General features: G+C 65.8%; 9 protein-coding genes and 2 pseudogenes. 5 read left to right on the top strand and 6 right to left on the bottom strand.

Going from position 1 to position 14209, the window contains the following annotated elements; genetic code table 11:
* Window positions 1-27: 27 nt before the first annotated feature.
* From ACK1X7_RS32110 to ACK1X7_RS32100, 3 genes are read left to right on the top strand one after another with little or no spacing between them, the layout of a single operon-like run.
* A complete protein-coding gene (locus ACK1X7_RS32110) occupies window positions 28-1779 on the top strand; it encodes an AIPR family protein (protein WP_413115996.1) in 1752 nt (583 codons plus the stop codon).
* A 38-nt stretch (window positions 1780-1817) separates the two neighbouring features.
* The gene (gene brxD / locus ACK1X7_RS32105; RefSeq protein ID WP_385137836.1) at window positions 1818-3140 is read left to right on the top strand and encodes a BREX system ATP-binding protein BrxD; all 1323 of its coding nucleotides are present in this window, start codon (window positions 1818-1820) and stop codon (window positions 3138-3140) included.
* Complete coding sequence (locus ACK1X7_RS32100) at window positions 3140-5320, top strand: DEAD/DEAH box helicase (RefSeq protein WP_385137838.1); 2181 nt, start codon at window positions 3140-3142, stop codon at window positions 5318-5320. The genes brxD and ACK1X7_RS32100 overlap by 1 nt, the downstream gene beginning before the upstream one ends.
* Window positions 5321-5799: 479 nt before the next feature.
* Here ACK1X7_RS32100 and ACK1X7_RS32095 read toward each other — a convergent pair.
* Window positions 5800-6855: pseudogene (locus ACK1X7_RS32095) on the bottom strand (IS701 family transposase); the annotation flags it as partial.
* A gap of 223 nt (window positions 6856-7078) precedes the next feature.
* Here ACK1X7_RS32095 and ACK1X7_RS32090 point away from each other — a divergent pair.
* Complete coding sequence (locus ACK1X7_RS32090) at window positions 7079-7450, top strand: hypothetical protein (protein ID WP_385137841.1); 372 nt, start codon at window positions 7079-7081, stop codon at window positions 7448-7450.
* Window positions 7390-7551 carry a hypothetical protein gene (locus ACK1X7_RS32085; RefSeq protein WP_385137842.1) on the top strand — a complete coding sequence of 54 codons (162 nt, stop codon included), beginning with the start codon at window positions 7390-7392 and terminating at the stop codon, window positions 7549-7551. The genes ACK1X7_RS32090 and ACK1X7_RS32085 overlap by 61 nt, the downstream gene beginning before the upstream one ends.
* 390 nt (window positions 7552-7941) lie before the next feature.
* On the opposite strand, the gene ACK1X7_RS32080 is transcribed toward ACK1X7_RS32085, so the two are convergent.
* The 5 genes and pseudogenes from ACK1X7_RS32080 to ACK1X7_RS32060 all read right to left on the bottom strand — a co-directional run bounded on the left by ACK1X7_RS32080 (window position 7942) and on the right by ACK1X7_RS32060 (window position 14100).
* Window positions 7942-8994: a beta family protein gene (locus ACK1X7_RS32080; protein WP_385137844.1), complete on the bottom strand. Its 1053-nt coding sequence runs from the start codon at window positions 8992-8994 to the stop codon at window positions 7942-7944.
* A gap of 684 nt (window positions 8995-9678) precedes the next feature.
* Window positions 9679-10314, bottom strand: a complete 636-nt coding sequence (locus tag ACK1X7_RS32075; protein ID WP_385137846.1) for a DUF6879 family protein — start codon at window positions 10312-10314, stop codon at window positions 9679-9681.
* Window positions 10307-10575 (bottom strand): annotated as a pseudogene (locus tag ACK1X7_RS32070) (hypothetical protein). Before ACK1X7_RS32070 ends, ACK1X7_RS32075 begins: the two are co-directional and overlap by 8 nt.
* Before the next feature lie 544 nt (window positions 10576-11119).
* On the bottom strand, window positions 11120-12979 hold the full coding sequence (locus tag ACK1X7_RS32065; RefSeq protein WP_413116923.1) for a DNA/RNA helicase domain-containing protein: 1860 nt from the start codon (window positions 12977-12979) through the stop codon (window positions 11120-11122).
* A 104-nt stretch (window positions 12980-13083) separates the two neighbouring features.
* Window positions 13084-14100: a DUF3883 domain-containing protein gene (locus ACK1X7_RS32060; RefSeq protein WP_413115995.1), complete on the bottom strand. Its 1017-nt coding sequence runs from the start codon at window positions 14098-14100 to the stop codon at window positions 13084-13086.
* Between the last annotated feature and the right edge of the window lie 109 nt (window positions 14101-14209).

The raw sequence follows: 14209 nt of genomic DNA, 5'->3' as shown, positions 1-14209 counted from the left end.
TGTGGAATTCGTCGAAAACGGGGAGTCATGAGCGCCAACGACCGTGTACTGATCGACCAGATGATCGAGGAGCAGCGAAACAGCCTCGCTGTCCCGCTCTCCTTCGACGAGGTCTTCGAGAGATTTGCCTGTGAGCACGCGCTGCACGGCTTCGGACTGTCCGAGGAGGAGGTGGCAGCCGGCGTCATCGGCGGTGGCAACGACGGTGGCGTGGACGGGGCCTACGTCTTCCTCGGCGGGCGCCTGCTGCACGAGGACAGCGAGATTCTGCAGACCCCCTCGGCAGCGGCCAACGTCGAGAGCGGTGCGCAGCTCACGCTCTGGCTGGTGCAGGCCAAGAAATCGACGACATTCTCCGAGTTGGCGCTGGACAAGGTGGCCTCCACCTGCACCCACCTGCTGGACATGTCCGCCGACGAGACAGACCTCAAGGTGATGTACTCCGAGGACCTCATCGCTCGTTTCACTTTGTTCAAAGACGCCCTGCGCCGGCTCCTCAAGCGTCATCCGACGGTCCTGATCAAGTTCTCCTATGTCACGCGTGGCGACACCAACGAGGTGCACACCAAGGTCCAAGCCAAGGCAAAATTCCTCGAATCACAATTCGACAAGGCATTCGCCATCTCCCAGGGCGAAGTGGAGTTCCTGGGGCCCGTCGAACTGTGGAAGCGGGCCAGCACGTTACCTTCCTACACCCTCGAACTCCCCTACCAGGAAAGCATCACGCACCAGACCAGCCACCTCGCACTGGTTGCTCTCGGGGATTACATCGACTTCCTGAGCGACGACACCGGGGCCATCAAGTCACATATCTTCGACTGGAACGTGCGCGACTACCAGGGGAACGTGGAGGTGAACCAGGAGATCGCGGCAGGACTCCAGGACCCTGCCGCCGCGGAGTTCTGGTGGCTCAACAACGGAATCACCATTGTCTGCTCCCAGGCGACCTCCGTCGGAAAGCGACTCAGCCTCTCGGACGTCCAGATCGTCAACGGCCTGCAGACCTCGTACACGATCCACGAGACCCTTCGGCAGCTTTACGACACCGACCCGTCCGACCCGGTCTTCACGCGGCTGGTGCAGGTACGGATCCTGGTCACCGCCGACCAGGCAGCGCGAGACGCGGTCATCCGCGCCACGAACCGGCAGACGGCGGTACCCGTGGCGTCGCTGCGCGCCACCGACGACATCCAACGGCAGATCGAGTCGTACTTCCTGGAACACGAATGGTTCTACGACCGTCGCAAGAATTTCTACCGCAACAAGGGCAAGCCGGCCAGTCAGATCGTCAGCATTCCCTTGCTGGCACAGTCCGTCATGGCCATGGGACTCGGCCGGCCGGACAATGCCCGGGCCCGTCCGTCGAGCCTCCTGAAGTCCAACCAGGACTATCGCCGCGTCTTCTCCGAGAACACCGAGCTCGCAGTCTACCTGTGGCTCGCCAAAACCCAGCGATGCGTGGACGAATTCCTACAGACGCGCCCGGTTCCGATCTCACGGTCCCACTACACGAACCTCCACTTCCACCTGGCCATGCTCGGAGCCGTCAAAATCGTCGGCGGAGTCTTCAGTGATCCGAACAAGCTGAAGAATGCAGCCCGGGAGGACATCTTCCCCACGGAGAACCATCTGGAATCCCTCCTCGATTCCCTACAGGAGAAGTTCACTGATTTCCAGAAGGAGCACAACTACGGCCCGGACAAGGCGGCCAAGAGCAGAGAATTCGTTCACTATCTGACGACGGAACTCGGCTACGGCAGCCTCCCCGTCGGCAGGTGACCGACAAGTATGACCAGCCCCGATGGGAGACTGGAAGCGTGAGCGATTCCCGCCCCTCCGTGTCCGCCGTTCGTCGCCGCACCGCCATCGACGCGCTGCGGCGCGGCGCTGTACCCGAAAGCGGACTGGACCTGCTGGCCACAGGTCTGGAGAGGTTCGAGTCGGCGCTGGACGCCGAACTGGACGCGGTGGCGGCCGGCGCATCGGTGTTCAAGGCCGTTCGAGGCGAATACGGCTCGGGCAAGACCTTCTTCACCCGCTGGCTCGGCGAGCGGGCGCGGCAGCGCAACTTCGCCGTCTCCGAGATTCAGATCTCCGAGACCGAAACACCTTTGCACCGGCTGGAAACCGTCTACCGGCGGCTCACCGAGCGGCTGGCCACGTCCAGTTTTCCGCCCAGCGCACTCAGGCCCGTCGTGGACGCCTGGTTCTACGCCCTTGAGGAGGACGCCCTGGCGGCGGGGGCGGACGAGGACGAGCTGACGGAAGAGGTCGGCCAGCTCCTGACCGCACGCCTGGCGGAGGTCTCCCGGCAGGCCCCGTCCTTCGCGGCGGCCCTGCGCGGCTACCGGTCCGCGCTCGCCCGTGGCGACGAGGCGACCGCGGCGGCCGTGCTGGCCTGGCTCGGGGGGCAGCCGCACGTGGCCGCGGGAGCGCGTCGGGCTGCCGGGGTACGCGGTGACCTCGACCACTTCGGAGCCTTCGGGTTCCTGCAAGGTCTCCTGACCGTGCTGCGAGACTCCGGGCACCACGGCCTGTTCGTCGTCCTCGACGAAGTGGAGACACTTCAGCGGGTCCGTTCCGACGCCCGTGACAAGGCCCTGAACGCGCTGCGGCAGCTCATCGACGAGGTGCACTCCGGCCGTTTCCCGGGTCTGTACCTGGTCATCACCGGCACGCCGGCGTTCTACGACGGCCCACAGGGGGTACAGCGCCTTGCCCCGCTCGCCCAGCGCCTCGCCACCGATTTCACCACCGACCCCCGATTCGACAATCCCCGAGCCGTGCAGCTGCGTCTGCCCGGTTTCACTCAGGACTCGCTGGTGCGCGTGGGCATGACCATTCGCGATCTGTACGCGCAGGGCGCCGAGTCGCCCGACCGCATTAAGAACCGTGCCGACGACGCATACGTCGCCGACCTCGCGCGGGCCGTCGGTGGCGCGCTGGGCGGGAAGGCCGGTGTCGCACCGCGGCTGTTTCTCAAGAAGCTGGTCGGGGATGTCCTGGACCGCATCGACCAGTTCGAGGACTTCGATCCCCGCCGCCACTACAAGCTGACGGTGGGCGCAGGTGAACTCACGGAGGTGGAACGCAACGTGGTGGCCACGGTGTCGGCCGACGACATCGACTTGGAGGTGTGATGTCCGACGCCTCGGACACGGATGATCCGGTGGACCGGCTCGACCCGGTCGTCCTGCACCACATCGTGAACACCCTGGGCTGGCCCGACCTGCGCCCCCTCCAACGCGCCGCGATCTCGCCGGTGATGGACGGCGAGGACGTGGTGCTGCTCGCCCCTACCGCGGGTGGGAAGACGGAGGCTGCCTGCCTGCCGGTTCTCTCCGTCATGACCGAGCAGCAGTGGACCGGCGCCTCGGTGCTCTATCTGTGCCCGCTCAAGGCGCTGCTCAACAACCTGGCCCCCCGTGTCCACACATACGCCCAATGGCTCGGGCGCAGCGCCGCGCTCTGGCATGGCGACACCAAGGAGTCACAGCGGCGCCGTATCCGTGCCGACCCTCCCGACGTCCTGCTCACCACGCCCGAATCGCTGGAAGCCATGCTCATCGGGGCGAAGACGGACCATGCCCGCCTGCTGGGCAGCGTCCGGGCTGTCGTGGTGGACGAGATACATGCCTTCGCAGGCGACGACCGCGGCTGGCATCTCCTTGCCGTGCTGGAACGCCTCGAACGCGTCGCCGGGCGCCCGATTCAGCGCATCGGTCTTTCAGCGACCGTCGGCAATCCGCAGCAGCTGCTCACGTGGCTGCAGGGCACCCATGCGAGCAAGCGGCCGGGCCAGGTCGTCGCGCCCGGCGTTCCTGTCGGCACAAGCGCGAGCGGGCCGCTCGGCCCATCCGCCAGTACCCCCGGCAAACACCCCGCCGGCGACATCGAACTGGATTACGTGGGTTCTCTCGACAACGCCGCGAAGCTCATCGCCGCTCTACACAAAGGCGAGAAGCGCTTGGTTTTCTGCGAGTCGCGGCGGCAGGTGGAACACCTGGGAGCAGCCCTTCGCGCACGCGATGTCAAGGTGTTCCTGTCTCACGCCTCCTTATCGGCAGAGGAGCGGGCCAGGTCGGAGGAGGCCTTCGCCGAGGGACGCAACTGCGTCATCGTTGCCACGTCCACTCTTGAATTGGGCATCGATGTCGGCGACCTGGACCGTGTCATCCAGATCGACTCGCCGCGCACTGTCGCGTCGTTCCTGCAGCGCATCGGCCGCACGGGGCGGCGCCCGGGTTCCAGCCGGAACTGCCTGTTCCTGACGACCGGCAAAGACACTCTGTTGCAAGCAGCGGGGCTGCTGCTGCTCTGGGGGCGCGGCTGGGTAGAGCCCATCACGCCGCCACCCGAACCCCGGCATCTCGTGGCGCAGCAACTTCTCGCCGTGTGCCTGCAACAGCACAAGCTCGGCGACCAGCTCTGGGCCGAACAGTGGAACGGACTCGCTCCGTTCGACCAGTCCGCTGCTCCCATCCTGCGTCATTTGGTGTACGAAGAATTCCTCGATACAGACACCGGGTTGCTGTTCATCGGACCGGAAGCGGAACGCCGCTTTGGCCGCCGCCACTTCATCGAACTGACCGCCTCCTTCACTGCGCCCCCACAGTTCACGGTGTTGTCGGGGCGTACGGAAATCGGCCAGACAGATCCATCCGTGCTGACCGAAGAACGGCCCGGACCGCGCCGGCTGCTCCTGGGCGGACGCAGCTGGCAGGTGACGTTCATCGACTGGGCGCGCAAGCGAGCCTTCGTCGAACCCGTCGAGAGCGGAGGGGTCGCCAAATGGACCACCGGAGATGTGGCGGGCCTGTCGTACGCCCTGACCCGAGCCATGCGCGAGGTACTGCTCGGCGCCGAACCCCCCGTATCCCTCACCCGACGTGCCGAGGCGTGCCTGGCCGAGTGGCGCCAGGCCGACGCACCCGACCTGGTGCACCCCGGAGGCACTCTGATCACCCGATTGGGAGGGGACGTGCGCTGGTGGACCTGGGCCGGGCATCGTGCGAACGCGACCTTGACCGCGACCCTGCCCACGATCAGCGACCCCGTCCAGCGTCCAACGGACTGCTACCTACGCCTTCGAGAAGACCTCGACCCGAAGATGTGGACCACTGCCCGCGAGGCCACCGATGCGGGAGAACTTCTCGTTCTCCCAGATGTCGACCGCCGGGCAGTGAGCGGCTTGAAGTTCTCCGCCGCCCTTCCGGAACGCCTGGCGACAGCGACCCTGGCCGCCCGCCTCGCAGACTTCGACGGAGCCCGCGCCGTCCTCGCGGAGCCGACGCGTTTACACGTTTCTCCTGCCCGATGAGTCCGTTGCTCAGACAATTTCCTGCTCTCCTGGAGGAGTGACTTTGCCGCGCACCGGATGAGCAAGCTGAGGCATGGGGACGTCATCGCATTGGCCCGGCCCCGACGGTCGCCCAAGCGTGGCGGGTGAGCGGACTCGCGATAGCGGACGAGTCTCTTCCTGGCGGCCGGATATGCGGGACGACTTGGTGAAACTGGAGGGACATCACGGCGAAGCCCCAGCCGCTCTATCCCCTTAGTACTCCAGTGCGGTTTCGTGATCTATCCAGCAGGTTCGTCGACGGACCGCCGTCGATAGTGACTGCGACGAGATGTTGCCTGGTGGCGTCTGCGCCAGGTGGACCAGTGCAGCAGTCTGCTCACGGTCGCGACCGGCGAGTTGAAGACGGCGGCGAGCAGGTGGCGGATCTCCGGGACGGTCAACGTGATCGGATCGCTGCAGCGGGCGGGGTGGGTCGAGTCGGTGGGCCGGTCCGGGGCCGCGCTGGCGGCGACGGCGGTCAGGAAGGCCAGGGCGAGCATGATGTGCCGGTGCCATGCGGTCCAGTTCCGGACCTGGTAATGGTCGAGGCCGACCTGGCCCTTGGCGGCCTGGAGACACTCCTCCACGCTCCAGCGGACACCTGCGACGCGGACCAGCTCCGCCAGGGGCACCTTGGTGGGTGACCAGCACAGGTAGAAGGCGAGTTCGCCGGTGGTCCGGTTGCGGCGGACCAGCAGGTGGCGGTGGGCGTCGCTGCCGTTGTGGATCCAGGCCCAGTCGTAGTAGCGCGGGCCCTTCGCCCCTGCCCCGGCGCTGTGTCGCTGCCAGGCCGTGGCGGGCAGGCGGCGGACGAGAACGTCGGCGCGGACGGGGGTGCGGCCGTGGTTGATCCGGACCCGGGTGGAGCAGGCGACGGCCAGCACGTAGCCCAGGCCCCGTGCCTCCAGAGCGGCGCGGAGCTGGGGATCTTGGCCGTAGGCTTCGTCGCCGGTCACCCAGGAGGCGGTGATGCCGGCGTCCAGCGCGGCGGCGATCATCTCTCCGGCCAGGCGGGGCTTGGTCGCGAACTGCACCTCGTCAGGTATCCCGGCCGCGTGGCGGCGCCCGGGATCGGTGGACCAGGAACGCTCGGGCAGGTAGAGCCGCCGGTCGATCAGCGCCCGCCCCCGCACGGTGGCCAACGCAAGGAACACGCCGACCTGGCTGTTCTCGATGCGTCCTGCGGTGCCGGTGTACTGCCGCTGCACCCCCGCTGAGGCCCGGCCCTTCTTCACAAAGCCGGTCTCATCCACGACCAGAACACCGCCGTGGGTGCCAAGGTGGTCGACGGCGTAGGCGCGCAGGTCGTCACGGACGGCATCGGCGTCCCAGCGGGCGTAGCGCAGCAGGCGCTGCATCGGCCCGGGCCGGGCGTGACCGGCCTGTTCGGCCAGCTGCCAGCAGTTCTTGCGCTCGACATTCGACAGCAGCCCGAGCAGATAGGCGCGGGCGGTGGCTCGCGGCTCAACTCGGCCGAACCGTCCCGCAATCCTGGCCATGGCCTGGTCGAACATCGCCCGCCACCGGGCAGGGTCTACGCTATGGCCTGCGGCCACCGCACGATCTTCAGGAGTCCACACAACCCCCGATGATCACGCGGTGGCCGTACCCGTTCCCAGCCGGGTCCGCCGCGAGATCGCGAAACCAGACTGGAGTATTAGCCGTGCGGTACCGCCACGGCCGGGAGCCCCGTGAGAAGCAAGCGAGCGAAGCAACGACGTACGACAGGAAATACCGATGAGCGTGACGATCCACCTCGCCGACAAGCGGGACACCCTGACCATGGCCGACCTGATCGAGGAGATCGAACGCTTCTATGGCTCGACTCAGATCCAGCCGCTCGCGCAACGCCAGTCGCAGATCGAGGAAGCGCTCTTCGGTTCACCCCCCATGGCCTCCGCCCTGCTCGTCGAGGACGAGACCGGCGGCCTCGCCGGTCTCGCCACCTATTCGTTCCTTTCGGCCGCGGGCTCCTCCCACTCGCTCTTCCTCAAGGAGCTCTCTACGTCCGCGACACCCTGCGCAAACAAGGCGTCGGCGCACAGCTCATGCGGGAGCTCCAGGACCTCGCCGCCGCATGTCCCGGATGCAGCCGTGTGGATTGGATGACCGACCCGGACATCCCGGGAGCGCGCGCCTTCTACAAGTCCCTCGGCTTCGCCGAATTCGACGGAAAGATCATCTACCGGATAGACACCCGTACGGCATGAGGATTATGTGTGACTGCCAAGGAAGTCCGCTGCGAACGTTGCGAGAACATCATCGGGCTAGGGTGCGCCTGCCCACCTGACGGTTCCGTCCCCAAGGCGCGCCCCGCATCCCAGCCGAGACAGGAATGGCGCCGCTTCCCCGCGGACACGATCCTGATCTCACACACACGGTACGCACATCTGCCAGGGGCGTGCACCCACGTATCCGAGGAGTTCGTCAAAGCCCCGCGCTGGGGATGGATCCCCGACCCGCCGCCGGGTCTCTGGGACCGCCTGAGCAGCAGCTACCCGGCAACCGCGACGCGGGGCAACACCGCGCGCCAGGCGATACGGCGATGCGAGGAATGTGAGACGACGTTGTCGGCCACGTAAGCCGCCACGGACCCGGGCTCATCGAACATGCCCTGCCAAACAGCTGACGACGAACGTCATGTGTTGGATGTTCCCCATTCGGTTCCACGTGGAGTGGTTGCCAGTGGTGACAGACCCCTGGGCGCAGTCACGCAGCCAGCCCTCCCCTGTTCCGGCTGACGGGCCGCGGAAGTCCCCGAGGCGGGTGAGGCGCCTCGCGGCGTCGCGGTTGACGACGTCGCGGTGATCCCCGCGCTGCAGCACCTTGGCCAGGAAATAAGAGCGGTCGGTTGTGTAGCGGAGGATGCCCCATTTTGGTCCGCCCTTGCCCGACGCCGGAGGGCGGGTCGCGTACCCGGCAGGGAGGATGCCGTAGTCGCCGTAGTGCAGCTGGGAGAGGTAGGAGCGCCCGCTGTGGTGGATCTCGTGCCACGTGTCCCAGTCCGGTCGTGGGGCCTCGTGCCAGCCGGTCTCCAGGAAGTCCTCAGGCGGCTCGGGGAAGCCACCTGCCGCGACGGCCACCGTCCGCCAGGGGGCGAGCGGGACCAGCACGTCGAGGGCGCGCAGCGCCTCTTTGGCGGCGTCCCGGCGAGTGGGCAGCACGGCGCCCAGATCGAGGAACAGGTCGACGGGGCCGATAGGACAGGCGCGGTCGAGCAGTTCGCCCAGCCGTGGGACATCCCGGTCGTGCCACTCACCCGGAACCTGCACGCGTATGCCCAGACCACCGCCATGCAGCTCGGCCGCGGCGAGGGCCAAGGACTGCTGAGCGACCGGCCGGACCGGGCCGGTCACCGGGCGCAGGTTTCGCAGGGCCCACCACTCGGGCGGCAGGGTCTCGGCCAGGACGATGGCCTCGCTCTCGTCGGCAAGCGGCGCGTCCAGCCATGCCGGCCGGTGGCGATGCGCGGCGGCGACCCGGCGTGCGTCCTCGCGAAGCTCCGTGGCGAGCGGGTCTGGCAGCATTCCCGGGTGGGGTGGCAAGGTCCACAACGGGGCGACCCTGGCCTGCGTGTCGGGCCGCAGTCCACGATATGCCTCCACGGCATGCGGGCGGGTCGGCAGGACGGCAACGTACAACGGTCCGGACATGGGGCGGCCCCCTCGACACAGTCCGTGTCATCTCCCTGTCCTCAGGATGAGTTGGTGGCCAGCGTCTGGAAAGGGCGCCAATTGGCCACGACGGCGTGTATGCGTCAGGAGCGACGGGTGAGGAGCCAGGCCCGTACTCCTCTGCGGATGTATGTAGCGCCCTCACACCGGTGTGGGCCGCCTGGAGCCATGACCGACCTCGCCGTGGACGGGCAAGCGTCGGCAGGGACCCATGAGGCGGGCCCGAGCAAGTGGGATGCGTCGAGCCCTGCAAGAACGCCCACCCGCCGTCATCCAGCGGTACCCCGCCGGGAGGGTGGCCAGCGCCCTCAAGCTCAGGCTGCTGGGGACATCGCAATGGGGTCTTTGGCTGATCAACCTCACCGGACACCGGCGGTGCCGGCGATCACGTATACCGAGACGACGAGCGGACCGCCGTCCTCGCTGGTGAGAACGGCGTTCAGCTCACCAAGCTCATCGGTGCGATTGACGAATCCGCGTACGTCAGCCGATAACTGGCGTGGGACGGGGCTCGCGGAACTTCCCTGGCCCGGCTTGCCCTGCGCGTGGAAGTGGATGCCTCCCTGGACATTTCTCGCCCGGACGACGTCACGTGAGGATCCCGACAGCTCGGAATGAGTGCTGCCGGAGCGCTCGTCCCCTCCGTCTGACGCGGCGATCGGTCTACTCCTTTCCCGCGCTCAGCGTCGGCGGATCAAGGTGCGCCACCTCGCGGTCGAAGTAGGAGAGCACGTCTTCGCCCACCGCGTAGAGCGCCTTGATGTAGTTCTCCCAGCGCGTCACAAGCTCCTGGTCGGTGTAGCGGATCGCGCCGTTCGCAACGCCTGTCTCGGTGTACAGAACCTGGAAGAGGGTGTGGCTGCCGAGAACGACCACTTCAGGGAGCGGGCCGGTGCTCTCCGAAGCGGCCACCTGTTCGACGGGGACGACCTTGATCTTCTGCCCGTACTGCGCACGCTGCCGCTGGGAGTGGAGTTCCCACTGCACATACGGTGCCAACGGCTTCGCAACCACCCGCACACGGTGAAATGCATAACCCCTGCGTGCGTCCTCCTGTGCGGCCGCGGCCAGGTTGTCGCGTCGGCCCGCGAGAAGCCGCAGCGCCTCATCCCAGTCGCCCCGACGCAGAGCGTCCCGGCTCGGGCTGCCCTGCTCCTCGAAGTGTTGACGGCGCTCCAGCTTCCAGGAACTCCCGTCACGGATCGCCTCTTCACGTTCCCGGAAGTCCTGCTTGTAAGCGGGCCGGGTGAGCCGTTCGCCCTGCTCGGGGGTGAGGACAGGAGCAAGGAGATCAAGCATGGAGGATGTCCTTCTTCGCCGCACTGAGCATGTTCCCTGGGATGACGACCAGCCGCTCGTCCGGAGCGAGGTTCACGCCATGAGGAAGACGGGAGCCGTAGACGGCTGTCAGATCCCTGCCGATCACAGCCTCATCACCGTTGTCGAGCTGCCAGATGTCCGGGCACTCGTCATTGCCATCGGAGTTCCCCAGCTCTTCGGCCGATCTCCCCAGCCGACGCTCAATAACGCGTACGGGTCAGCCTCCCAGGCACGAGCCATGTCTGCCTCCGGTCGAGGGGGTCGAGCACGCCATTGCTACACAGTGTAGCCAGGCCGTACCTAAAGGTGAGAGGTCGTCCACGGCTGCCGCTGTCGATGGTCACCACCGGCAGCCGTGGCCTTGTCGACGGCAGATGACCACCCAGCACTTCAGCAGCCAGAGCGGCAGCGCTAGCAGGGGAGTATTCGCCGCCATGCCGCCGCTCTCCTAGCCGAGACTGGCACGCCATCGACGCCATGCTCAACGCGACTGCACTCGCAGCCTCCGGGTCCCCACTGTGCTCACCGCCGATCCCGAGAACCTCACGGCACTGTGCGTCGTGCACGTCACTATCATCAAGATCTCACGACGCGCCCCTCGAGCCCCGCCCCGCGCACCCCACGCGCACGGCGAGTGCCAACACGATGCCGGTCGTCCGGCACACCGCTGGTGTCCACGCAGGGCACGGCGCCCCCACCCAGGTAATCCACATGGACGGCGGACACGTCCGGCCGCGCCCGGAGGCCCGGCGAACCAAGTAGTAAGGGGCGCAGGGCTATTCACTCACGGGCCCTGCTTTATCCCTGTCGGGACCAGGCTGGCCAGCATGGCCCGAGTCTCGGGATCGGTTGAGTAAAGTACGGCACCAGCCAGTCCCCGCGTAAGCAGCACTTTGTATGTGTTGCGTATGAGGCGGTCGAAAGCTTCGGGCGTTGCCTTTTTCACGGTGCGGTCCTTGCTCTCTCCACGAACAGCACGCCATCCATTGCCGCGCCACACCAGGTCGGGACCGAAGATCACGCCATTCCAGGCGTACTCGAATCCTTGAGCCGTATAAATGCAGCCGATTTGCCCGAAGCCTGACGGATCGGTGGCCCAAAGTGAGGATGCGGGCGCCCCACCCAGAGGTTGCTCACTTCTGAGGTTCCAGGGCCTGCGCCACGTGCCAATGACCACGTCGTCGACCAGGTTGCCGTCAGTCCCCGGATCGCTCCACGGCCAGCAGAATCCCGCCGTCATACGAGAGGTGTAGCCGGAATCTTGCTGGCCGCGGAGGTAGCTCTCCATCTCTTGGGGCGATTCGGCGACGAGCAACTCGAAGTTTTCCTCGGGCTCCCATTGAATCGGGCCACCGGGCTCAAGGCCAAGGAGACGGAGGACCCAGTGCTCGTAGGCACGGCTCCCGCCACACCGGAACTGGCTGTTGAGATTGACATGGCGGACGATGCACCCGCGCGCGTGAGCAGCCTCATCGATGGTCTTGACACTTCCCATCTCGCCTGGCCTCACGACCTGATGCTCATCGAGCAGGAAGACAGGGACTCTGGCTGCGTCGATGAGTTCCTCCACTTGCCTTCGACTGCTCCGATGCCCGGCATACCTGTCCTGTCTTGCTGACCGCTGTCGCATGCGATGGGATTCGTCACAGATCAAGACGTCCAGGCCATTGCGTTCAGCATCGGTAAAGTCGAAGAAGTACCGGAAGAGCTTTGGGACGCGGTCGTTCTTGGAGCCGACGACGTGTCGAAGAGTGGTGGTAAAGGACTTGGATCCGGTGGCGTGGACGACGCTTCGTCCGTTCCTCAGGAGGTGTCCCATGAGGTGCAGCGCAATGATGCTCTTACCCGAGCCAGGACCCCCGGATATCACTATCACTTCCTTTTGGTTCGACTGTCGCGACAGGTTCGCCGCCCGCTTTACCAAACGGGCTGCTACCTCTTGCTCATCCATCAGGAGGAACTCGCCGCCGTCGATTATCTCGGCAGCGGCGGCGCGCATCAGCTGACGGCCGGGAGCATGGGGACTGTTCAGGAGATGATCACCTTCTGGTGAACCGTCCAAGGCGGAAAGGCGGGTCCGAAGATACCGAATGAGTTCGCCGCGAGATGTGTCTGTGAAAAGCTGAGCCTTCGCATCGGGCAGTCTGAATAGTTCACTGACACCCTGATCAACTGCGTAGTGCAGATAGGCCACGCCCGCGACGGCGTCCTCCTGATCACTCAGCACATTGGTGAAGTCCTGCAGGTAGTCGCAGTAGCGGCGTACCTGAGCCACGGGATGTAGGGCGGGTAGGTTGCCCATTCGCTCTACCAAGCAGAGGTTGTCAGTACCGGGAACGAGGTGCGCTTCGGTCCACTGCTTGAGCTCGACGATGACGTAGGACGGTCTCCCCGTCGTGGGATGTGAGCCGGCGAGGACGATGTCTGCGCGTAGGCTGGAAAGGGGCAATTTTTGCTCGACCAGCACATCGACGTCATCAAGCCCCGCGTCACGCAGAACCTCTGCCAGGGCAGGGAGGCTGTTCTCCCACGAGTGGCGTTCGCTGTCCGATGGGTTCTGGAAGAGCACGGAACGGTACTTCTGGGCGAGCCGCTCGAAGAGGGCGCCGTCATTGCACCGCTCGAACAGTGCACGTGCGGACATGCGGAGAAGAGGCACGGACGATCTCCATAAGGGCGGTGGGCGTGAAGACCCGAGGGGCTGGCGGGGCTCCTGGAGCGCCCTGACGGCGCATCCGGGCAATTCATTCAGATGAGCGGCAGTCGGTACTCGAAGCTCCGGGGCCTCAGGTCCTCCTCAGCCGGCGCCCAGTCGTGGAGGTGCAACACCCTGCCGCCACTCGTTGCGTAGGTGTCGGTCCGCGTGTCCACGTTGATGTCGCTGACCACGAACAGGTCCACGGTGTTCTGCGGGTTCCGGGCGTGCTCGACCTCGTTGATCGTCAGGTCGACGCTCGTGGCCGCACCCGTTGTCCCCTTCACTTCAACGCGGCGCTCTTCTCCACCACGAGTGCAGTGGAGGTCGTACGGCTTGCCGAGGCGTTTGACCGTCCAGCCCTCCCCCTCGTAGTGAGCGACTGCTATGTCCTCCGCGTGCAGTTCGATGGCCTTGCGCTTCTTGGGGTCGGAGACGAAGCCCGCTCCGCTGGGGCGTCGCTTCGGTGGCTTGGGCGACTTCACTTGTTCTGGGGTGAAGCCGGGCGTGCGGTTCAGGGCGACCGTCTGCTGTTCGGACCAGTTCGTCGGGATCCCGGCCGCATCGAGCAATGGCTGCGGATCCATGTCGACGAGCAGACCTATGCCTCGCTGAGTCCCTGAAACACGTATGGCGTCACTGGCAGTCAGTCCAAGAGGCCCGTCCTCATCAAGGGAGACGTCGTGAAGTACAGCCAACGGCTCGATACCGAAGCGCACCGGGTACTTGATCGCGTTCTCAGCTTCCTCGTCCGGCCAGTGAGGAGCCTCTGCCTCATAGAAGTTCTCACGCACCTCGAAGAGGTACAGAGTGATCTTCTTGGTAGTCCACACGTAGGGCTGTACCCGCGGGCCCACTCCTGTGGCCAGCACGGCGAAGCGTGGCCTGGCGGACCGGTACTCGGGCTTCCACAGAGGGAACCCCCATGACCGGGTTTCGATCCCGTGCCGCAGGTTGCGCCGGGTTTCGGGCTTTTGGCCGACATGGACCATCACAAAGGAGGCTGTCTGCGACGGACGGTGGAGGAGAGCAGGAGCGTCGTCCTTGCTGCTGTCCTCGTCCCTGGACAAGTGCCTACCTCTGTGACCGCCTGCCTCCACGCCGATCCCAACGATCGGCTGAGCTCCATGACCATTCCGCATGGCAATCAGATTTTCATATAAACAAGGCCAGCTGTTG

This window comes from Streptomyces sp. CY-1 (genome assembly GCF_047218265.1).
Taxonomy (GTDB): Bacteria; Actinomycetota; Actinomycetes; order Streptomycetales; family Streptomycetaceae; genus Streptomyces; species Streptomyces niphimycinicus.
Note: the sequence above shows the minus strand (reverse complement) of the source record. Positions and strands in the feature narration are given on the sequence as shown.

What these genes read in the sequence shown, in the direction of transcription:
- ACK1X7_RS32110 (WP_413115996.1), top strand. Translation starts at nt 28, where the DNA reads ATGAGCGCCAACGACCGTGTACTGATCGACCAGATGATCGAGGAGCAG.
- ACK1X7_RS32100 (WP_385137838.1), top strand. Translation starts at nt 3,140, where the DNA reads ATGTCCGACGCCTCGGACACGGATGATCCGGTGGACCGGCTCGACCCG.
- ACK1X7_RS32090 (WP_385137841.1), top strand. Translation starts at nt 7,079, where the DNA reads ATGAGCGTGACGATCCACCTCGCCGACAAGCGGGACACCCTGACCATG.
- ACK1X7_RS32085 (WP_385137842.1), top strand. Translation starts at nt 7,390, where the DNA reads ATGCGGGAGCTCCAGGACCTCGCCGCCGCATGTCCCGGATGCAGCCGT.
- ACK1X7_RS32080 (WP_385137844.1), bottom strand. Translation starts at nt 8,994, where the DNA reads ATGTCCGGACCGTTGTACGTTGCCGTCCTGCCGACCCGCCCGCATGCC.
- ACK1X7_RS32075 (WP_385137846.1), bottom strand. Translation starts at nt 10,314, where the DNA reads ATGCTTGATCTCCTTGCTCCTGTCCTCACCCCCGAGCAGGGCGAACGG.
- ACK1X7_RS32065 (WP_413116923.1), bottom strand. Translation starts at nt 12,979, where the DNA reads ATGTCCGCACGTGCACTGTTCGAGCGGTGCAATGACGGCGCCCTCTTC.